This window comes from Ramlibacter aurantiacus, assembly GCF_016722895.1.
Lineage (GTDB): Bacteria > Pseudomonadota > Gammaproteobacteria > Burkholderiales > Burkholderiaceae_C > Ramlibacter > Ramlibacter aurantiacus.
In genome coordinates this window covers 164797-185139 of the sequence record NZ_JAEQNA010000010.1, presented here as the reverse complement: position 1 = coordinate 185139, position 20343 = coordinate 164797, and the positions used below count along the sequence as shown (strand labels likewise).

20 protein-coding genes are annotated in these 20343 nt (G+C 70.8%); 8 read left to right on the top strand and 12 right to left on the bottom strand.

The genetic code is table 11. The annotated features are described in order from the left end of the window. Positions 1–18 precede the first annotated feature (18 nt). A complete protein-coding gene (locus tag JI739_RS21770; RefSeq protein WP_201686107.1) occupies positions 19–828 on the top strand; it encodes an SDR family NAD(P)-dependent oxidoreductase in 810 nt (269 codons plus the stop codon). Positions 829–854: 26 nt separating this feature from the next. Then, positions 855–1829, top strand: a complete 975-nt coding sequence (locus JI739_RS21765) for a Bug family tripartite tricarboxylate transporter substrate binding protein (RefSeq protein ID WP_201686106.1) — start codon at positions 855–857, stop codon at positions 1827–1829. On the opposite strand, the gene JI739_RS21760 is transcribed toward JI739_RS21765, so the two are convergent. Then, positions 1816–2994, bottom strand: a complete 1179-nt coding sequence (locus JI739_RS21760; RefSeq protein WP_201686105.1) for an FAD-dependent oxidoreductase — start codon at positions 2992–2994, stop codon at positions 1816–1818. The two genes, JI739_RS21765 and JI739_RS21760, sit on opposite strands and share 14 nt — an antisense overlap. Positions 2995–3159: 165 nt before the next feature. On the opposite strand from JI739_RS21760, the gene JI739_RS21755 reads away from it, so the two are divergent. After that, positions 3160–4251, top strand: a complete 1092-nt coding sequence (locus JI739_RS21755; RefSeq protein ID WP_201686104.1) for a hypothetical protein — start codon at positions 3160–3162, stop codon at positions 4249–4251. Between the two features lie 157 nt (positions 4252–4408). Further along, the gene (locus tag JI739_RS21750) at positions 4409–5194 is read left to right on the top strand and encodes an SGNH/GDSL hydrolase family protein (RefSeq protein WP_236589952.1); all 786 of its coding nucleotides are present in this window, start codon (positions 4409–4411) and stop codon (positions 5192–5194) included. Here JI739_RS21750 and opgC read toward each other — a convergent pair. The 6 genes from opgC to JI739_RS21720 form a co-directional block, all read right to left on the bottom strand. Beyond that, positions 5163–6314, bottom strand: a complete 1152-nt coding sequence (gene opgC / locus JI739_RS21745) for an OpgC domain-containing protein (RefSeq protein WP_201686103.1) — start codon at positions 6312–6314, stop codon at positions 5163–5165. The genes JI739_RS21750 and opgC overlap by 32 nt on opposite strands. A gap of 79 nt (positions 6315–6393) precedes the next feature. Further along, positions 6394–7770, bottom strand: coding sequence for an alkaline phosphatase PhoX (locus tag JI739_RS21740; protein WP_201686102.1), 1377 nt, complete (start codon positions 7768–7770; stop codon positions 6394–6396). Positions 7771–8207: 437 nt separating this feature from the next. Next, entirely contained in the window at positions 8208–9170 is a 963-nt protein-coding gene (locus tag JI739_RS21735) for a D-2-hydroxyacid dehydrogenase (protein ID WP_201686101.1), read from the bottom strand. Positions 9171–9172: 2 nt separating this feature from the next. After that, positions 9173–10372: a mandelate racemase/muconate lactonizing enzyme family protein gene (locus JI739_RS21730; RefSeq protein ID WP_201686100.1), complete on the bottom strand. Its 1200-nt coding sequence runs from the start codon at positions 10370–10372 to the stop codon at positions 9173–9175. 1 nt (position 10373) lies between these two features. After that, positions 10374–11333, bottom strand: coding sequence for a tripartite tricarboxylate transporter substrate binding protein (locus tag JI739_RS21725; RefSeq protein WP_201686099.1), 960 nt, complete (start codon positions 11331–11333; stop codon positions 10374–10376). 12 nt (positions 11334–11345) lie between these two features. Beyond that, complete coding sequence (locus JI739_RS21720) at positions 11346–12695, bottom strand: aromatic ring-hydroxylating oxygenase subunit alpha (RefSeq protein ID WP_201686098.1); 1350 nt, start codon at positions 12693–12695, stop codon at positions 11346–11348. Positions 12696–12751: 56 nt separating this feature from the next. Between JI739_RS21720 and JI739_RS21715 the strand changes: the two genes are divergently transcribed. Then, positions 12752–13360 (top strand): MarR family winged helix-turn-helix transcriptional regulator, encoded by a 609-nt coding sequence (locus JI739_RS21715; protein WP_201686097.1) that lies wholly within the window; start codon positions 12752–12754, stop codon positions 13358–13360. A gap of 49 nt (positions 13361–13409) precedes the next feature. On the opposite strand, the gene JI739_RS21710 is transcribed toward JI739_RS21715, so the two are convergent. Then, positions 13410–13928 (bottom strand): aromatic-ring-hydroxylating dioxygenase subunit beta, encoded by a 519-nt coding sequence (locus JI739_RS21710; RefSeq protein ID WP_201686096.1) that lies wholly within the window; start codon positions 13926–13928, stop codon positions 13410–13412. After that, entirely contained in the window at positions 13925–14827 is a 903-nt protein-coding gene (locus tag JI739_RS21705; RefSeq protein WP_201686095.1) for a TauD/TfdA dioxygenase family protein, read from the bottom strand. The genes JI739_RS21710 and JI739_RS21705 overlap by 4 nt, the downstream gene beginning before the upstream one ends. A gap of 165 nt (positions 14828–14992) precedes the next feature. Here JI739_RS21705 and JI739_RS21700 point away from each other — a divergent pair, with 165 nt between their 5' ends. The 3 genes from JI739_RS21700 (at position 14993) to nadE (ending at position 18523) form a co-directional block, all read left to right on the top strand. After that, positions 14993–16582: a sulfatase family protein gene (locus tag JI739_RS21700; RefSeq protein ID WP_201686094.1), complete on the top strand. Its 1590-nt coding sequence runs from the start codon at positions 14993–14995 to the stop codon at positions 16580–16582. 18 nt (positions 16583–16600) lie between these two features. Beyond that, on the top strand, positions 16601–17587 hold the full coding sequence (locus JI739_RS21695) for a Bug family tripartite tricarboxylate transporter substrate binding protein (RefSeq protein ID WP_201686093.1): 987 nt from the start codon (positions 16601–16603) through the stop codon (positions 17585–17587). Positions 17588–17701: 114 nt separating this feature from the next. Beyond that, positions 17702–18523 (top strand): NAD(+) synthase, encoded by an 822-nt coding sequence (nadE, locus tag JI739_RS21690; RefSeq protein WP_201686137.1) that lies wholly within the window; start codon positions 17702–17704, stop codon positions 18521–18523. A 171-nt stretch (positions 18524–18694) separates the two neighbouring features. Here nadE and JI739_RS21685 read toward each other — a convergent pair whose 3' ends face one another. Genes JI739_RS21685 through JI739_RS21675 form a run of 3 tightly spaced genes read right to left on the bottom strand, consistent with a single transcriptional unit; the run spans position 18695 to position 20336 of the window. Continuing rightward, positions 18695–19249, bottom strand: a complete 555-nt coding sequence (locus JI739_RS21685; protein WP_201686092.1) for a hypothetical protein — start codon at positions 19247–19249, stop codon at positions 18695–18697. A 23-nt stretch (positions 19250–19272) separates the two neighbouring features. Then, positions 19273–19845, bottom strand: coding sequence for a hypothetical protein (locus JI739_RS21680; protein ID WP_201686091.1), 573 nt, complete (start codon positions 19843–19845; stop codon positions 19273–19275). Positions 19846–19856: 11 nt separating this feature from the next. After that, positions 19857–20336, bottom strand: a complete 480-nt coding sequence (locus JI739_RS21675; RefSeq protein ID WP_201686090.1) for a tetratricopeptide repeat protein — start codon at positions 20334–20336, stop codon at positions 19857–19859. Positions 20337–20343 lie beyond the last annotated feature (7 nt).

Sequence of the window (20343 nt, the reverse complement as noted above, 5' to 3'; positions counted from 1 at the left end):
GAAGCACCTGGAGACCTGATGAACCCACCTGAATCCGCCGCCGTTCCTTCGCGCCCGCCGCGCCTGCAGGGGCGCAGGGCACTGGTCACGGGTGCGGCCGGCGGCATCGGCCAGGCCATCTCGCGCCTGTTCCTGGCCGAGGGCGCCAAGCTGGTGCTGGTGGATCGCGACGCGGCCGCCCTGCGGCTTGCGGCGCAGGCGCTGGGTGGCGGGGTGTCCGTGCTGCCGCTGGACCTGGCCGACGCCGGCGCATTGCCCCGGGTGGCGGACCACCTGAAGGAAACCGGCGACCGGCTGGACATCCTGGTCAACAACGCCGCCGTGCGCGAATACCACCGGCTGGCCGATGCCGATGCGGCGTCGTGGCAGCGCATCCTGGCGGTGAACCTGGTGGGGGCGCAGCTGCTCACGGCCCAGGTGCTGCCTTGGCTGCGGCGCAGCGGCCGTGGGGCGGTGGTCAACGTGTCCTCGGCCTTCGGCATCGTGGGTCGCGCCGGCATGGGCCAGTACGACGCCACCAAGGCGGCGCTGGTGGCCGCCACCCGCGTGCTGGCGATCGAGGAGGCGCGCCACGGCGTGCGCGCCAACGCGGTGTGCCCGGGCTCGGTGCTGACCGGCTTCACGCTGTCGCGTGCGGCGGCACGCGGCCTGAGCGAGCCCGAACTGCGCGAACGCGGCTTCGTGCCCGCGCCCATCGCGCGCTGGGGCGAGCCGCAGGAGATCGCCGCGCCGGTGCTGTGGCTGGCGTCGGACGAAGCGTCCTTCATCACCGGGGCGGTGCTGCCGGTGGATGGCGGGCTCTCTGCCGCGGCCCAGCGCATCGCCTGACCCCCCCGGACCCCTCGAGGAACCCCATGAACCGCAAGCAAGCCCTCGCCACCCTGATCGCCCTCGCGCTGCCCTGGACCGCCCTGGCCCAGGGCACCGAGCCCAACTTCCCCACCAAGGCCATCACCATCGTCGTGCCCTTCCCCCCGGGCGGCAGCCCCGACGTGCTGGCGCGCGTCATCGGCGACAAGCTGTCGGCGCGCTGGGGCCAGCCGGTGGTGGTGGAGAACCGGCCCGGCGCCAGCGGCGTCACCGGGGCCCAGCACGTGATGCGGGCCACCCCCGATGGCCACACGCTGCTGATGACGCCCAACACCTTCGTGCTGGCGCCGCTGGTGATGTCGGCGCAGGCGGCCAACTACGACCCGCAGGCCGACTTCGCCCCGGTGGCCTTGCCCTCCAAGACGGTGCTGGTGCTGGCGGCGCACCCCAGGCTGGGTGTGAAGAACATGGCCGAGCTGGTGCGCCTGGGCAAGGACAGGCCGATCACCTACACGGGCTCGGGCAACGGTTCGCCCCAGCACATCGCCGGCGAGATGCTGCGGCAGGCGGCCGGCCTGAACCTCACCTTCGTGCCGCACCGGGGCCTGGCGCCGGCGCTGGCCGATACCGTGGCCGGGCACATCGACCTGGTGTTCGTGCCCTACGGCGCGGCGGCCGGCCACCTCAAGGGCGGAGCCCTGGTGGGCCTGGGCACGCTGGACGAGGAGCCGCAGGCGGCCACGCCCGGGCTGCAGCCCCTGGCGCGCCAGGGCTACCCCGACCTGGTGGTGAGCGTGTGGTCCGGCCTGTTCGCGCCGAAGGGCACGCCGCCGGCGGTGATCGCCCGGCTCGACCGCGAGATCAAGGCCGTGCTGCAGATGCCCGACGTGCGCGCGCGCCTGGAACAGTCGGGGCAGATCATCACGGCCGGCGGTCCCGAGGAGCTGGCCGGCGCCGTCAAGCGGGACCTCGCCAGCTTCACGCCCATCGTGCGGGCGAACCGCATCAAGGCGGAGTAGGGCGCTCGGCCGCGGCGGCTGGATCGAGCCGCGCCAGTTCGGCGTAGAAGCCGTCCACGGCCCGCTGGCCGCCCTCCACCAGCGAGCGCAGGTTGGCTTCGTGGGCCTCGGCCTGGGCGCCCGACTCGCCCACGCGGCGCGACACGTCCTGCACGAACCGGCACACCGGCGCGCGCAGTTCGCCGAAGGTGCGCAAGGCGGTGTCGACCGGGCCGCCGGCGAGCAGCCGGCCCAGCACCACCGCGTCCTGCACGGCCATCGCGCCGCCTTGTCCCATGAACGGGGTGGAGGCGTGCGCGGCGTCGCCGATCAGGACCACGCGGCCCTGGTGCCAGGGCAGCGGCATCACGATTTCCTCGACGGCCGTGTAGAGCACCTCGGCGTCGTCGGCGCCGGTCAACTGCTCGAGGAAAGGCCGGGCCGGTCCGCCGAACCCGGCGAAGCGCTCGTGCATGGTCCGTGGCCAGTCGGCCGGGTCGAAACGCGCGTGGCGGCTCTCGGGCAGGGTGCCGAACAGGTACAACCGGTCGGCCGAGATGGGCATGATCCCCAGCCGCTTGCCCGGCGCCATGAGCATGATCTTGTCGACCAGCCCGGGCGGGCGCCGGTGCACGCTGCGCCAGACGCCGAAGCCCGAATAAGCCGGCTGCACCTGCGGCCACAGCAGGGCGCGCACGCCCGAGCGGATGCCATCGGCGCCGATCACCAGGTCGAAGCTGCGCGTGCTGTCGTCGGACAGGCGCACCTGCACGCGCCCCGGCTCCGGCTGGTCCAGCGCCTGCACGGTGGTGCCCAGCCGCACCGGCACGCCCAGCCGCTCCAGCCGTGCCGACAGCACGCGGTGCATCTCGGCCCGCTTGATGCCCAGGATGGCCGGGATGCCGGGCGCCGGCGAGGGGTAGCGGGTGGTGGTGATGGGGCTGCCGTCGGCCTGCAGGTAGCTGTTGCGCCCCTCGGGCACCACGAAGCCGGCGGCGGTGAGCTCCTCCATCACGCCCAGCTCGCGGAACTGGGCCAGGCCGTTGCCGTAGACGAAGATGCCCGAGCTCTGGAAGGCCCAGCGCGGCTGGCGCTCGACGACGGTGACGCAGCAGCCCGAGCGGGCCAGGGACAAGGCGGCGCAGCAGCCGGCGATGCCGGCACCCACGATCAGGACTTCATGCATGGGCCGATTGTCGGGGTGGCGGCGAGCCGCTGATCACGCAGGCGTGGCCCGGGCAGGGCGGTCGCCGCGAGGGGCTGAACTGTATGAAGTGAAAGGACGAGTAAACCGGGTCCCTGCCGCTGCAGGGCCTGGCCTAGGCTGTGATTCGTTCGATCGAGGCCTGCCATGCACCATCGTCATCGACCCACGCTCGTCGCCCTGGCCGTGTCCAGCCTGCTTGCTGCCTGCGGTGGAGGCGGTGGCGGCGGCGGCGATCCCGCCGGTGAGGGGATCGCCTCCGGCGACCTCGCCGCCCGCAGTGCGGCCGAAGGTTTCTGGCCTGGGCGCACGGCCAGCGGCGGCTGGGCCGACGTGCTCGTGCTGGAAGACGGCAGCACCTGGGGCGTGTTGGCCGACGCCGTCCAGATCACCGGGGCCTTGCAGGGCCGCAGCGCGATGTCGCTCGGGCGCTTCAGTGCGGTGGTGACCGAGTACGACTTCGCCGCCGGCACGGCGCCCGTGGTCGAGTACACCGGAGCCGCCGAGCCGCGGGCCCGGATCGATGCGACGGCGCCGGGCGGGCGCGGCCTGCTGCTGGGCTATGACGCCAACTACGAGCGGGCCGCGTCCGCCGCCGAGCTCGCCGGCCGCTATGCGCTCGACCAGCGGACGGTGCTGGCCATCAGCTCGGGCGGGGCCTTCAACTGGATCGCCTCCGACAACTGCGTGCTCAGCGGGCAGGCCGTGCCGCGCGCCTCCGGCCGCAACGCGTTCAACCTGGCACTGAGCTATGCCGGCTCCGGCTGCCCGCATCCGAACGGCACCCGGGTCCAGGGGGTGGCCTACCTCGACACCCGGAACTCACCGGCCCGGCTGGTCTCGCTGGCCCTGCGGCAGGACCGGGTCGTCGGCTTCGTGTCGCGCGCCGTGCGGCTGCAGGATGCGAGCGCACCGGCACCGGCACCGGCACCTGCACCGGCACCGGCACCGGCACCGGCGCCTGCGCCTGCGCCTGCTCCTTCGCCTGCGCCTGCTCCTTCGCCAGCGCCAGCGCCAGCGCCAGCGCCAGCACCTGCTCCATCACCGGCCCCAGCTCCGGCGCCGGCACCCGTTCCGCCGATCACCGACGACATCCGCATCTCGGCCGGGCATTACCCGCCACCTGGCAGTTGCCGCATCTGGGTGCTGGGGCTGGCGCCGGGCCGGCAGGCGCCGTCGGGCGACTGTGCCGTGCTGGAGCAACAGGTGCCGGAAGGCGCGGTGCTCATTCGCGGTTGACGCGCACTGCGCGAGCGCGCCAGGTTCCCGGGCGCCGCGAAAGGACGCTTGCGGCGGCGCTTGAAGTCCGTCCCGCCTGCCACAAGAATGCGGCCTGCGAAGCTGCGCCTGATCAGGTGCGGCTTCGTGCTTGTTGGACCACCTGCCCACCACTGCCTTGCACATCCGATCCGCCGTCGCCGCTTTCCGATTCGCGCTGTTCGCCGCCCTGCTGGTCCTGGCGGCTGGCGCGCAGGCCCAGGTTGCCGCCGCTTTCCCCGACACCGTGCCCACCGGGGCTGGCCGCTGGCACGACGCGCTGGCCGAGTTCGCCAAGGCCGACCGCGAGCGGCCGCCTGGCGAGGGCGGCGTACTCTTCGTCGGCAGCTCGTCCATCCGGCTTTGGCCGCAATTGCCGCAGGCCTTCAGCCATGTGCCCCTGGTGATCAACCGCGGTTTCGGCGGCTCCACCATGTCCGACTGCCACGAGCTGGTGCGACAGCTGGTGTTGCAGTACCGGCCGCGCCAGGTGCTGGTCTATGCCGGCGAGAACGACCTGGCGCAGGGGCGCACGCCGCAGCAGGTGCTGGCGAGCTTCCAGGCGTTCGCGCAGGCGGTGCGCAGCGAGCTGCCGGGCGTGCGCATCGGCTACATCTCCATCAAGCCCAGTCCGCTGCACCAGCGACTGCTGCCGCAGGTGCGCGAGGCCAATCGCTTGCTGGCGTCCTACATGGGGCAGTTGCCCAACGCCGAGTTCGTGGATGTCTTCACCGCCATGATCGACGCCTCGGGCCATCCGCGCCCCGAGCTGTTCGGGCCGGACCGCCTGCACATGAACGAGGCCGGTTACGCCGTCTGGCGCAGCGCCTTGCTCCACCGGGTCGGCACGTTCGACGCGGCCCCGGTGGCGGCACCCGCGCCACCGGCCGGCGCTACGGAAGCTTCCGTCGCGGCCATGCCCTGAAACCGCGCGGGCCCGGCTCGCGCGGCGGCCGGCGTTCGAACCAGAGGGTGAGCCGTCCGGCCGCATACAGGCTGGCCAGTGCGATCGCCAGCAGGGGCAGGTCCACCGACCAGGGGCGGCGCAACTCGGCGCCGAACAGGCTCAGCACCAGCAGCACCACCACCAGGTGGGCACAGAACACGGCCAGCGACGCCGAACCGAGGGTCTCCAGCACGCGCATGCGCGGCAGGTGGGCCGCGAGCCAGGGACCGAAGCGCAGCAGCAGCACGGTGAGGGCGGCCAGGTTCAGCAGCCGCAACGGCCCGAGCTGCCACTTGTCGAACCAGAGGTTGAGCGCCTCGTTGGCGCCGAAGGGTGCCTGCCCCACCCCATGCCGCCAGGCCAGGCCGACCGTCGCGACCACGGCGGCCAACGCGATCACCGATGCCGGCAGCCGCAGCGAGGGCGGGCTCGGCTGGTGGCGGGACGCCCCGAGCCACAGCCCCACGATCCAGATCAGTTGCCAGGCGAAACTGTTGAAGGCGCCGGCCTCGGCGTAGGGCACCGGCATGTGGGTGATGGCGGCGCCGACCTGGTACAGCCAGTGGGCCACGCCGAACTGGGCCAGCAGCCACAGCATGGCGCTCGACGCCAGCACCAGTCCCCAGCCGGCCTGCAGCGCCAGCGGAAACGCCAGCGGGCTGAGCAGCATGAACACCACGTACATGGGCAGGATGTCCAGCAGCGGCGGCTGGTAGATCAGCAGCAGCCCACCGGCCAGGGCGGCGCGCGGGTGCTGCAGGTAGTAGGACATCAGGTTCTTGACCGCCGGCTCGTCCACGCGGATGCCGATCAGCGCGATGACGGTGAACAGGAACAGCAGCAGGGCCGCGTGGCAGGCATAGACCAGCAAGGCGCGGCGCCAGAAGGCGCGACGCATGGTGTCGATGCCCTTCTCCACGGCCAGCCGGCCGTACACCAGGCCGGCCATGTACCCGGACAACAGCACGAACCCTTCGGCGGCCGAGACGTAGCCGAAGGGCTGGCCGAACGGGTTGGTCAGGCGCGTGGGCAGGTGCGTGAGCGTCATCAGCACCAGCATCAGCCCACGCAGGGCATCGATCTCCCAGCGGCGTTGCATGGGGGTGGCATCCAGGAAGCGGGTGGGCCGCGGGACGCCGAGCATACCCGCCGCCAGCTGGCGGCGGGGGGGCGGCGCGTCAGCGCTGGCCCTTGCGCCAGGGGCCTTCGATCACCAGCGTGATGCCCGGGCTCTGCATGTTCACGAACATGAAGCGGCCGTTGTGCGAGAAGCAGCCGCCGCAGAACTCACTGCCGTTGAGCACGTTCTCGGCCACGCGGAACAGCACGCCGTTGCTGCCCACGCCGACGATGTTGTTGCCGTTGCTGCCGTCCTCGTACATGTAGAGCCGGCCATCCGGGCCGATGGTGATGTTGTCGGGGGCGTGCAGCATGCTGGCGTCGGTGGACTCCACCACCAGCTTCAGCGTCTGCCGGGCCGGGTCATAGGCCCATACCTGGCCGGCGCCGATGTCGCCGCCGTTGGTGCAGCAGAAGTAGACCAGGCCGTCGGCATACCAGGCGCCTTCGCCGCGCGAGAACATGGCGGCACCCTGCCGCTGGCCCTGCGCCCGGGTGCTGTTGGCGAACACGTTGTCGATCGGATCGGGGTTCTCGATCTCGACCCAGTCCACCGTGATCGGCTGGTTGAGGCGGCCGAGGAAGCCGGTCCTGGTCGCCACCGCGGTGGTCGAGCCCTGGATGCGCAGCGCCTCCAGGCGGCCGCCCTCGAGCAGGTGGCCGGGGCGGTTCGGCACGTAGCGGTAGAACAGGCTGTCGCCGGTGTCCTCGGTCTGGTAGACGATGCCGGTGGCCGGATCGACCGCCGTGGCCTCGTGGTTGAAGCGGCCCATGCCCAGGATGGGTTGCGCCTGTACCGGGCCGTTGGCCAGGGCCGGCACTTCGAACACGTAGCCGTGGCGCTGCTGGTAGCCCGAGCCGGTGCCGCTGGCCAGGGAGGTGCTCTCCTCGCAGGTGAGCCAGCTGTTCCAGGGGGTGGGGCCGCCGGCGCAGTTGTTGTTGGTGCCGCCCAGCGAGGCGAAGTGGCGCAGCAGGCGGCCTTCGTCGTCCAGCACCAGGTGGGTGGTGCCGCCGTTGGCCCAGGTGTCGTACTTGTAGCCGTCGGCCACCTTCACGCCGTCGGCGTTCCCGTACTTGGATTCGCGGTTGCTCAGTTCGTGGTTGCGCACCAGCACCGTGGTGCCGTCGGGGCCGCGCAAGCAAGCCATGCCGTCATGGTCGCCGGGCACCAAGCTGCCGTCGCTCATGGTCTGGCCCGTGAGCGAGATGGCCCGGTAGCGGAACTCCGGCGGCAGCGAAATCAGCGGGCGCCCGCGCAGGTCGCCGAAGGCACCGGTCAGTTCGTCGGTGTTCAGCGGCAGGGCGGGCGCCAGCGCGCCGAAGCCGGGGCCGAAGGAGGGCGCGGCCACGGCGGCGCGGGCATAGAAGGCCGACAGCGGCGCGATCATCGCGCTGCCACCGACGAATTTCATGAAGTTGCGGCGGGAAGAGGTCATTCGGTTTCTCGTGTTCGGTTGATGGAACACCTGGTCGGACGACGCTCTGGCTAGGCAGCTGGCGAGCGCCTGCGTGGCCAGGCGTTCGCGACGATAGGGAGCGGATGTGTCAGCGCTGTGAGGGTGGCGTGTCAGTGGCGTGACATGGGATGGCGTCCCCGTTCGCCAGGCTCCTCTCCCCCGTTCGCCAGGCTCCTCTCCCCCGTTCGCCAGGCTCCTCTCCCCCGTTCGCCCTGAGCCCGTCGAAGGGCCCTTGCAACAATGTTTCCGGAGACGCTTCCTTGTACCGATTTCTGTAGCGATCGCGGCGTTGCCGGGTCTCGCCCCGGTGGGCGAGTTCTTCCTTTTTCTGAGGAACCTGGAAAAAGGCGACTCCACTGTCAGCGTTTATCGGCGCATCCTGGCCCGGCACGCGCGCTCCGCGGCCCGTTGCTTCTTCACTGCACCTGGTTCAGCAGCGCCTCGCCCGCCAGCAGCCGTCGTGCGTTCTCCGCCGCGCCCGTGGCCAGCCGCTCCAGGCTGGCCAGGCTGCCGCCGCCGGCGACGTGCGGCGAGATGATGAGGTTGGGGCAGGACCACAGCGGGTCGTCCGCCGGCAGCGGCTCGGGGCTGGTGACGTCGAGCGCGGCGCCGCCGATGCGGCCGGCGGCCAGCGCCGCGTGCAGGGCCGGCTGGTCCACCAGGCCGCCGCGGGCCACGTTCACGATCAAGGCCGTGCGCTTGCACAGGGCCAGCGTGCGCTGGTTGACCAGGCCGGCCGTCTCGGGCGTGAGCGCGGCCGCGAGCACGATGGCGTCGGCGCGTGGCAGCAGTTCGTCGAGCCGGTCCATGCCGTGCACCGATTCCACCAGCGGGTCGGGACGCGGTGTGCGCGTCACGGCCTGCACCCGCATGCCGAAGGCGGTGGCCCGGCGCGCGAGCTCGCGGCCGATGTGGCCCAGGCCGACGATGAGCAGCTTGGCGCCCTCGAGCGACTGCAGTGGCCCACCCAGGGACCGGTCCCACACGCGCGCCGCCTTCTGCGTGCCCATGTCGGGAATGCGGCGCGTGAGTGCCAGCAGCAGGGCCATGGCGTGCTCGGCGACCGTGGGAGACACGCCGCCCGCGGCCCAGGTGACCGCCAGCTGCGGCGGAATGCCGACTTCCTCGAATCCCTCGCGGCCGGCGGTGATGAAGTGGACCCAGCGGAGCAGGGCGCCCGGCTGCTGGAGCGTCTGCAGGATCTGGCGCGCCTCGGCCACCGGGGCGTCGGGCGTCACCAGGCCCTGCGCGCCGGGTAGGGCCTCCAGCACTTGCGGCAGCGTCTCGGCCACCACCAGCTGGACGCCCTCCACCGCCTGAAGCCGTGCGATCAGTTGCGCCTTGGCCAGCCCGCTGCGGGCCCAGAAAATCACCTTCATGCTCATTGCCATCCCGGCTGTTGCGGCGGGTGCGCGCGCACCGCCTCTTCGTTGACTTCGGTACCCCAGCCCGGGGCATCGGACAGCAGCAGCGACCCGTTCTCCACCACGGGCGCCACGGTGACCAGCTCGTCCTTCCAGGGCACGTCGTCCACCTCGATCTCAAGAATGCGGAAGTTGGGGATGGCCGCGCCCAGGTGCGCGTTGATCATGGTGTACAGGTGGCCGCAGAAGTTGTGCGGCGCCACGTTGACCTGGTACGCCTCGGCCATCGCGGCGATTTTCACCGACTCGAGCAGGCCGTTCCAGGGCGCGTCGACGATGGCCACGTCCATCGCGTATTGCTCGAGGAAAGGCCGGTAGGCCCGCCGGCCGTGCAGCGCCTCGCACGAGCCGATCGGCGTGCGGGTGGACGCGCGCACCAGCGACAAGGCCTTGGCGTCGTAGCTGTCCATCTCCAGCCAGGTCAGGTCCAGGTGCTCCAGGTCCTGCGCCACGCGCAGCAGGCCTTCGGTGCGCAGGCTGAAGTTGAGGTCGATCAACAGGCCGGTGTCGGGTCCGGCGCCGTCGCGGAAGGCCTCCATCAGTTCGACGATGGCGCGGCGCGCGCGCCGGTCGGGGTTGTGGGCGAACTCGGTCGGGTTGGGCGAGAAGCCCGCATCGAGCATGGTCACCGTGCCCTTGTCGAACACCATGGGGTTGGTCTTGAGCGCGCGATAGCCGCGCTCCACCACGTGCTTGCCCAGCGCGCGGATGTCGTCCAGCGTGCGCAGCGGCGGCGTGCCGATGACTTGCTCGAACAGCTTGGGCGCGCGTGCGCGGAACGAGCCGCAGTGCGACCAGTACAGCGGCAGCGTGCGCCGATAGGGACCGCCGAAGAGGGCGTATACCGGGATGCCCAGCGCCTTGGCCTTGATGTCCAGGCACGCGTTCTCGATGGCGGCGATGGCCTGCGCGTTCAACCCGCCCTCGGTGATGCGGGTCATGGTGGACAGCTTGGTGCTCAGGCGACCCACCTCGCGCGGGTCCTCGCCCAGCGACGACGCCGCGAGCTTGCGGATCACGTCGGTGAGGCCGCGGCTCCAGTAGTTCTCGTAGTACTCGGACCAGCCGGTCACGCCTTCGTCGGTGCTGACCTTGACGAAGCTCAGCACGCGCCAGCCGCCGTCGGCGTGCAGGGTCTCGATGCTCTTGATGCGCACCTTACTTGGCCTGCAGGTTGGCGGCTTCCACCATGGAACGCGCGGTCTTGTCCGTCTCGCGGGCCCAGGCCGCGTACTCGGCGGGTGTGCGGTACCAGCGTTCTTTCTTCAGGTCGTCCAGGATGCGCACCATGCCGGGCTCGTCGAGCGCCTTGGCGAAGGCGGCGTGCAGGCGCTGCACGATCTCGGGCGGCATGCCCTTGGGGCCGACGATGCCCAGCGTGCTGGAGGCGGTGTCGAAGCCCTTGGCCTTGGCCGTGGGCACGTTCTTCATGTAGGGGGCGGGCTCTTCGTTGAACTGCATCAGGTAGCGCGCCTTGCCGCCCTGCACCTGGGTGTAGTTGCCGCCAGCCAGGTCGACCGACATCATCACCTCGCCGGCCAGCAGGGCGCGGACCACTTCGGCCGTGCCCTTGTACGGCACGTGCGTGGCCTGGATGCCCAGCTTGCGGAACAGGTTCTCGGCCACCAGGTGCATGGTGGTGGCCACGCCCGGCGTGGCATAGGTCAGGCGGCCGGGGTTGGCCTTGCCGAAGGCGACGACCTCTTCGATGGTCTTGAAGGGCGAGCCCTCGGGCACGTGCACCGCCAGCGCGTCGGAAGTCACGCCGATGATGTAGGTGAAGTCGGTGGGCGCGCTCCAGTCCACCTTGTTCAGGTACGGGTAGAACAGCAGCGAGGCCGAGAACATGGAGATGGTGTAGCCGTCGGGGGCCGCGGTCTTGGACATGGCGGCGGGCGCCATCGAGCCGCCGGCACCGGGGCGGTTGACCACCACCAGCGGCTGGCCCAGTTCCTTTCCGGCGCGGTCGGCGAAGGCGCGCATCAGCGTGTCGGCCGGGCCGGCGGTGAAGGGCACGATGAAGGTGATGGGCCGCGACGGGTAGGTGTCGGCCAGGGCCGCGGAGGCCGCCGCCAGGCACAGCCAGGCGGCCATGATCGATGCGAGGAATCGTTTCAAGATTTGTCTCCTTTAGGGTCGTTGCAAAAGGCGCAGCCATTCCCGATAGCCGGAATGCAGGCACGTCTCACCACCGAACGCCATGTCGCCGGCCTTGGCATCCACGGCATCGATCTCCAGGGTCGTGGCCAGCTGCCACGGATCCACCTTCGGCGGCACCACCGGCTGGCCCAGCCCGCGCAGGTGGCCTTCGGTCCAGCCGGCGCCCAGGGCGCGTTGCCCGCCGTGCGACAGCTCGAACATGCGGTTGTCGTCGGCCGTGGCCATGCCGCTGGGGTTGAAGAAGTCCTCGTACTGGCGGATGCGCGCACGACGCGATTCGCGCGATTCGCCGATGGGTGCCAGGCACCACGAGCGCATCTCGGTGCGGTCCACCGCGAGCGGGTTCCACAAGCGCAGTTGAAGCGAGTGCACGTCGATCAGCTGCAGGTTGGGGAAGATCGTGAGGTTGCGGTTCATCTGCATCCACTTGAACGCGCGCTCGCCCACCTTGGCGCGCACCTGCTCGGCACGCGCCGGGTCCTGCAGGAAGGGGCGGATGACGCGCAGCGAATTGCGGTTGCCCCACATCACCGCATGGCCACGCTCGAAGCTGAAGGTGCCCTGGTCCAGCGTCTCGTCGGGCACCCAGCGCTCGCCGGCCTCGGGCGGCTGGTGGGCCACGCGGCGGCGCAGCACGTCCATGTAGGACGCGTGCGTGGAGGCGAAGTGGTAGTAGTCCAGCCCGTTCTCCATCTGGAATTTCCAGTTGGCCTCGAAGGTGTAGGTGATCGATCCCGGCACCAGCTCGAAGCCCTCGGGCGCCTGGTCCAGCACCAGGTCGAGGAACCAGCGTGCCTCGCCGAGGTGCTGCTCCAGCGAAGGCACGTCGGCGCAGGCGCTGGCGAACAGCAGGCCGCGGTACTCGGCGAAGCGCGGCAGCGGCACCAGGCCATGGTCGGACTCGCGGTCGAAGGCCTCGGGGTACTGGCCTTCGTCGCGGGCCGGCAGGTGCACGCAGCGGCCGCCGGCGTCGAAGGCCCAGCCGTGGTAGCGGCACACGTGCACCTTCTGCGTGCCGGCGCGCTGCGTGGCCAGCAGCGCCCCACGGTGGCGGCAGCTGTTGAAGAAGGCGTGCAGGCGCCCGCCCTCGTCGCGCGTGACCAGCACGGGCTGGCGCCCGAGTTGCGCGGTGAAGTAGTCGAAGGGCCGCGGCGCCTGCGAGGCCAGGCCGATGAAGACCCAGGTGCCCTCGAACACCCGCGCCATCTCCAGCTCGAAGAGGCGCGGGTCGGTGTAGGCGCTGCGGTGCACGCGGAACAGGCCATCGGCCGGGCGGTCGTCCAGCAGGCCCGACAGCTCGGGTGTGCTCTGGCTTGTCATGTCGGTGGCTCTCGCATCACGTGTCCGATCAAAAGGGTGCGGCTTAGAATTCCCGCATGAGTTCAGTCGACGAGCGTCCAGCCAGCCATGAGGCGCGCCTGATCGCCACGTCGATGGGCCTCGACGAGCACGTGCCCACGCTCGCGTCCATCCTGGCCAACCGCTTGCGCCGCGTTGCCAGCCGCTACTACCTGCGGCAGTTCGACATGGGCATCGTCGAGTGGCGCGTCGTGCTGTGCCTGGGTGCCAACCCCGGCATCACCGCGATCGAGATCAGCCACATCACCGACATCAACAAGGCGGCCATCAGCCGGTCCATGACCGAACTCGAGCGGCGCGGCTGGGTGCGCATCGCGCCCAAGGAAGGCAACAGCCGTCACAAGCTGATCCGGCTCACGGCCGAGGGTGAAGCCTTGTGCAAGCGGCTCAGTGCGGCCGTGGCCGAGCGGCATCGCCTGCTGGTGAGCCCGCTGACGCCGGAGGAAACCCGCATGCTGATCTCGCTGATGCAGCGGCTGATCGACCACACGCAGGAGTACGAGCGCCTGGCCTTCGGGCCCGACGCCGCGCCGGTGCTGCAGGAGGTGCGCAGCGCGCGCGCGGCCAAGCGCGGCAAGGCCGGTGCGCGGGGCGGCGAGGTGGTCAAGCATGCGAAGCGGCCCTGAAGCCGTGTCGCGCGCTCGACGCGTGTGAAGGGTTCATCGGGGGCCGCTTTCAAAGGCAGTAGATGTCCAGCAACGTGGGCACGCGGTCATTGACCAGCGTGACCTGCTTGCAGCGGATGCGCGGCGCGTCGTCCGGCGCGAAGCCGATGCGAAATTGGTAGCGGCCGAACAGCGTGTGCTCGGCCTGCGTGCGCGTGTCCAGCGTCCGCACGCTCCAGTTGGCCCGCACCTGCACCTCGTCATCGCCCTGGGCGCGTGCCGTCACATGGCTCAGGAAGTGCACCGTGCGCATCAGCGGCATGGCGACCACGCTCTTCTGGGAGCGGATGCGGCGCACCCGTTCCTCGAGCGCGGCGCGCGACTCGTGGTAGATCAGCGAGAGCTGCGTGTCGGGGTCGCTGGCGAGCTCGCCGTTGTCCAGCCAGGCTGGCACCCAGAACACTGCCCGCGGATCGTAGAGGTCGAGCCAGGCGTCCCAGTCGCGATCGTCCAGTGCCACGCCTTCGCGCTGCACCAGGTCGATCGCGGCCTGCAGCCGTGGATCGGCGCTCGTGGACGAGGCACTCATGCGCCTTCCTCGGCGCGCTCCAGCTGCTCCAGCGTGTTGGCGTGCTCGGAAACGGTGGTGCGATGCAGGACGCGCTGGTAGGTCAGGTCGTCGTAGGGCAGGGCGCGGTGCATGGTGCAGCGGTTGTCCCACATCACCAGGTCGTGCAGCGTCCAGCTGTGGCCCCACACGAAGCGCGGCTGCGTGGCGAATTCCATCAGCTCGGCCAGCAGGGCGCGGCCTTCCCCGAGCGGCCAGCCCACCACGTGCGAGGCGTGCGAGGCCAGGTACAGCGTCTTGCGACCCGAACCGGGGTGCACCCGCACCAGCCGCTGGCGCACCGGCGGCAGGCGCTTGTTCAGTTCGGGGTCGATCTCGGTGTAGCCCACCAGTTCGCGGGAGCGGGCGATGCTGTGCTCGACCACCAGGCCGTCGATGCGCGCCTTCATGCCCGGGGGCAAGGCGTCGTAGGCCGCGCGCAGGTCGGTGAATTCGGTGCCGCCGCCTTCGGGCGGCGGGTCGGAGCGCGCCGACAGCAGCGAGCACAGCGCGGGCACGTGCTTGAACGAGCTGTCGGTGTGCCACAGCCGGTTGCCCAGGTTGAACAGGCGCTTGAGGCTGTTGGGGTCCCACAGCTTGCCGTCGGCGTCGAGGTTGGACATGTCGCTGATGTGGCCCTGCAGGCGCGAGCGGTCCTTGCGGCCGTAGCTCTCGAGCGGCTCCAGCGGGCCGAAGCGCTGGCTGAACGCGACCTGCTGCTCGTCGGTGACGTCCTGGCCCGGGAAGAGCAGGACGGCGTAGCGGCCGAAGGCCGCGTTCACTTCGTCGAACACGGGCTCGGGTACCCGCTCGCGCAAATCGATGCCGCGCACCTCGGCGGCAAACAGCGGATGCAGGGGGGTGATCTGGATGGCGGGCACGGCGATGTCTCCTGAGCCGCGCCAGCGCGGGCGGGCCTTTCGCGAGCGCAGTTTAGCCGCGTGAGTTGAGTTGTCAACTCAGCGGAGTCCGGGAAGTCCCCCTGTGGCCCCGCGCCGATGGCCGATAGATTGGCCGCTTCCGCCTGACCAGAAGACCCGATCGCATTGCCAGACGCTCGAACGCCCCCCACCCGCCGCCCCAACTTCCTGCTGTTCATCACGGACCAGCAGCGGGCCGACCATCTCGGCGCCTATGGCAACCCGGTCGTGCGCACGCCCCACCTCGACCGGCTGGCCGCCGGCGGCTGGCAGGCCGATCGCTGCCACGTGGCCTCGCCCATCTGCATGCCCAACCGGGGCTCATTGATGACGGGGCGCATGCCCTCGGTGCATGGCGCGCGGCACAACGGCATTCCCCTGCCGCTGGACGCCCGCACCTTCGTCGAGCGCTTGCGCGAAGAAGGCTGGCGCACCGCGCTGGTGGGCAAGTCGCACCTGCAGAACATCACCGGCTTTCCCGCGCAGTACCCGCGGGCCGATGCGCCGCCCACGCGCGGCGAGGCCCGGCGCCAGCCGGCGGGCCGCTACGACCAGGAGCGTGAGCCGAGCTGGGACGGCGATCCCGCGTTCGAGCTCGACCTGCCGTTCTACGGCTTCGAATCGGTCGACCTGGTGATCAACCATGGCGACACGGCCGGTGGCCACTACCGACGCTGGCTGCAGCGCGAGCACCCCGGGGTCGCGGCAGTGGTCGGCCCCGAGCACGCCATCCCCACGCCCGAGTTCGAGCTGTCACGCTGCCGGCAGGCCTGGCGCACGCGCGTGCCCGAAGAGCTCAGCACCACCTCGTTCGTGGCGATGCGCACCCGCGAGCGCCTGTCGCGGTTCGCGGCCGGCGGACAGCCCTTCTTCGTGCAGTGCTCCTTTCCCGACCCGCACCACCCGTTCACGCCGCCCGGGCGCTTCTGGGACATGTACCGGCCCGAAGACATGACCCTGCCGCCGAGCTTCCACATGGCGCGCAGCGGGCCCATGCCGCACCTCGACTGGATGCACGCCGAGCGCGACCAGGGCAAGGCGGTCAAGCATTCGCCGGCGATGTTCGCCGCCAACGAGCGCGAGGTGCGCGAGGCGCTGGCGCTGAACTACGGCTCCATCGCGCACATCGACGAAGCCATCGGCAGCGTGCTGCGGCACCTGGAATCGCTGGGCCTGGAGCAGGACACGGTGGTGATCTTCACCAGCGACCATGGCGACTATTTCGGCGACCACCAGTTGCTGTGGAAAGGCCCGCTGCACTACCAGGGCCTGACGCGCGTGCCGCTGATCTGGCACGACCCCGATGCAGCGCTGGCCGGCCGTTCGTCGCAGCTGTGCTCCACCATCGACCTGGCGCCCACCATCCTCGCGCGCGCCGGCTGCACCCCCTACAACGGCATCCAGGGCCGCTCGCTGCTCGATCGACAGGCCCCGCCGCGACAGGCTCTGCTGATCGAGGAGGAAGGCCAGCGCGTGATGTTCGGTTTTCCGGGGCGCACCCGCATGCGCACGCTGCAGACCGAACGCCATCGCCTGAGCATCTACGCCGGCGCCGAGTGGGGCGAGCTGTACGACCTGCACGACGACCCGCACGAGAGCCGCAACCTCTGGGACGACGCCGGCCACGCGACGCTGCGGCACGAACTGCTGCACCAGCTGTCGCGGCTGATGATCGAGGCCGCCGACGAGAGCCCCAGCCCCACCGCACTGGCCTGACACACAAGGAGACGACCCATGGCACACGCCACACGATCCACCACCCGGCGCTGGTTCGCCGGCGCCGCACTGGCCTTGCTCGGCGCCTCGGCCTGGGCCCAGGCGCCCGGAAACTACCCGTCGCGGCCGATCCGCTTCGTCGTCAACTTCCCGGCCGGTGGTCCGCTGGACATCATCGCCCGGCAGGTGGCCAACAAGCTCGAAGGCGAATGGAAGCAGCCCGTCACGGTGGAGAACGCGACGGGTGCCGCCGGTGCCATCGGCGCCAACAAGGTGGCGCAGGCCGAGCCCGATGGCTATACCGTGCTCCTGAGCATCGACGCCCCCTTCACCAGCTCGGCCGCACTCAGCCCCAAGACGGCGCCGAACTGGGACAGCTTCAAGCCCGTGGGGCAACTGGGCGTGACCGGCCTGACCTTGGCCGTGCACCCCTCGCTGGGCGTGAACAGCCTGGCGGAGCTGGTCGCTCGCGGCAAGCAGCAGCCGGTGACCTTCTCCACCGCCGGCATCGGCAGCCCGGGCCACTTCATGTCGCTGATGATCGGCGAGGCCACCGGCATGAAGGTCACGCCGGTCCACTACCGCGGCAACGCGCCGGCGGTGCTGGCGCTGGTGTCGGGCGAAGTGCAGGCGGGTGCGCTGGCCAGCACGGGCCTGCTGCCGCACCTGAAAGACCACAAGATCAAGGGACTCGGGGTGGTGAGCGGCCAGCGCTCGGCCCTGCTGCCCGAGCTCAAGACCATGGGCGAACTGGGCTATCCCAAGCTGCAGCTCGAGTCGAGGTTCGTCGCCTTCGTGCCGGCGCGCACCCCGGACGCCATCGTGTCCCAGCTCTACAAGGGCATCAGCGACGCCATGAACGCCCCCGGCGCGCAAGAGCGCTGGAAGTCCCTGGACATCGTGCCGACCACGCAAGCCGGCCCCGAGATGGCGGCCACCCTGCAAGCTGCCCGGTCGCAGTTCGAGGCCACGGTGAAGTCGGCCGGCCTGAAGCCCGAGCAGTGAGCGGCGGCGGCCCTGGAGCCGCTTGCGGCGTGCCGCGCACGCGTGCCGACCCGGGGTGGGCGGGCTGATCTTCTGGTAGCTTCGCGTGCACCGTCCTTCGTGCCCACCTCGACCATGCCCGACGACTTCTCCTCCGAACGCATCGCCGCCGAACTCGGCGTCACTCCCGCCTTCGACGCCGCCACCGAAGCCAGGCGCCGCATCGAGTTCCTCGCCCGCTACCTGGCCGATGCCGGGCTGGACACGCTGGTGCTGGGCATCAGTGGCGGCGTCGACTCGACCACCACGGGCAGGTTGTGCCAGCTGGCCGTCGAACAACTGCGCGCGGCCGGCCGCAGTGCGCGCTTCATCGCCATGCGCCTGCCCTACGGCGAGCAGCGCGACGAGGCCGATGCCCAGCTGGCGCTGCGGTTCATCCGGCCCGACGAGACGCTCACGGTGGACATCCGCCCCGCCGTGCAAGGCATGGCCGCTGCGCTGCAGGCCGGCGAGCTGCGCTATGACCACGCCGCACAGGAGGACTTCGTGCTGGGCAACATCAAGGCGCGCCAGCGCATGATCGCGCAGTACGCCGTGGCCGGCGCCCGGCGCGGCCTGGTGGTCGGCACCGACCACGCGGCCGAAGCCGTGATGGGTTTCTTCACCAAGCACGGCGATGGCGCCTGCGACATCGCGCCGCTCACCGGGCTGAACAAGCGCCGGGTGCGCGCGATCGCCGCCCACCTGGGTGCGCCGGAGACGCTGGTGCACAAGGTGCCCACCGCCGACCTCGAGGAGCTGCGGCCGCAACTGCCCGATGAGGCGGCCTATGGCGTGAGCTACGGTCAGATCGACGACTTCCTGGAAGGCAGGCCGGTCGCCCCGGATGCCGTGGCCACGATCCGCCGCTTCTACATGGCCAGCCGGCACAAGCGGTCGTTGCCGGAACATCCGTAAGCCCCGAAGCGGCCTGTCGGCCGAGCCCCCTGAATCCCCCCGGAGGGCGCCACCAGCGGCCGGGCCAAGCCCGTTCCGCGGTGGCCCTGAAAGGGGCAGCGCCTGCGGCGGCTGCCCTCGGAGGGCACGCGCCGGGTGCGTCGCTTTAAGCCTGAATAGGCGCGCGGCTTTCTACAAGCCGACGGCTAGTCCCGAATGGGCGAGCGCGCTGACGCCCGCGAGCATGAACGGCGATAGCCAGCCGATGCCCTGGAGCGCGTTGACTTCACCCGCCCGATGAGGGTCGGCGTCAGTCGGCAGGGACAGCACGGAGCCCTGGCGCGAATCGACCTGGGAGATGGCGCTCGACAGGGCCACGATGGCACGCCCGGTTTCCGTTCGAACCTCGGGGCCCGGGCCGGGTCGGGAGGGCTCGGGGAAGACGGCTCGCAGTTCTTCCTGGAACTCGCTGCAGAACGCGTCGAATGCCGGCTCGGGCGTCGTCGAGCTGCCTTGTTGCCCGGCCCACTCTTCCTTCTTCTGGTTCACCAGCGCGGTTGCCGCCTGGTCACGCGCCTGGAAAGCCGGATGGGCGCGACTTGTGGCATGGACCTGGTACAGCTTGGACAGGCCGGTGGCGGCATCGGTGGCGGCTCGTGGCAGGGTCGTCAGGAGCATGGCCGCTTCGTGTGGCAGCGCCATGGCCAGGCCGGCCACGGCCAATCCGATGCCGGACAGCGCGCTCACACCCTTCGCCACCCGCTTGGCCGTCACGTCGCTGCTGCCCGCCGCCGTGCACAGGCGATGAACCAGGTTGCCGACGAAGTCGGCCCCATGGGCAGCGGCGCGGCGGGGATGTCTTGACGGGCGCGTTGCCGGTCGATCCAGGCACAGGCGCAGTCGCCGATGAGAACGGCGCTGCGCACCGACGCGATGACGAGGAACGGGGTGGCCGCGCCCGCGGTGAACACCGTGAGCGCCGCCGCGGCCGCCACGGTCAGCAGCGACAGGGCGGTCGGCAGCAATTTGGCGAGGAAGGTCGACTTGCGCAGGTTGACACCCGCCTTCTCGGCGTCGGCCTGCTTGGCGGCCCAGTCCTTGAGCAGCTTGATCGTCTCCGGGCGCGAACTGGGGGTCGTCGCCAGGCCCGCCCCCTGGGCCTGGGCTCGGGCCGCGGCTTCCAGGGCGTGCGCCTTGTCCGCGTTGGCGGGCGCATCGTCTGGCGCGGCATTTCGAAAGCTCGCAGGAGCCCATGCCTGCCTGGGGGTGGCCCTCGCCGGCGCGGCGTGACACTCGGCATGGCCCCCCGCGACGGGCGGCAGGCTGGAGGCGGCGATGGTCATGCCCATGCCCCTCACGCCCCTTCGGCCGTGACCTGGTCCAGGCGCGCCTGGGCCGCGTCGCGCACCTCGGCATGTGCGGGCGACAGCCATGACAGCTTGATCGCGGTCTCGAAAGCGTCGCGGGCCGCGTCGAGGTCGCCCATGGCACCCAGGCACTCGCCGGCACGGTAGGCGCACAGGGCATCGGTGGCATCCGAGACCAAGGCCTGCGCGAAGAAGCGCCCGGCCGCCTCCCACTGCCCCAGTTGCTGCAGCGTGTGCGCCAGCCCCACCTGGTAGCGTCGCTCCCAGGGGTCGTGCTGGACGAGGAAGGCCCAGCGCTCCATCGCCTCGTCGTAGCGGCCGGCCGCATGATCGCCGCCAGCCAGTAACTCGATGGCTTCCAGCTGTTCACCGGTGATGCCCGCCACCTGCGCGGGCGTGACCCCGTGGTAGAGGAACGCGTCGAGCCGTCCCTCGGGGGTGCTGATGTCCAGCTGCTGCGCATTCATTGACCAG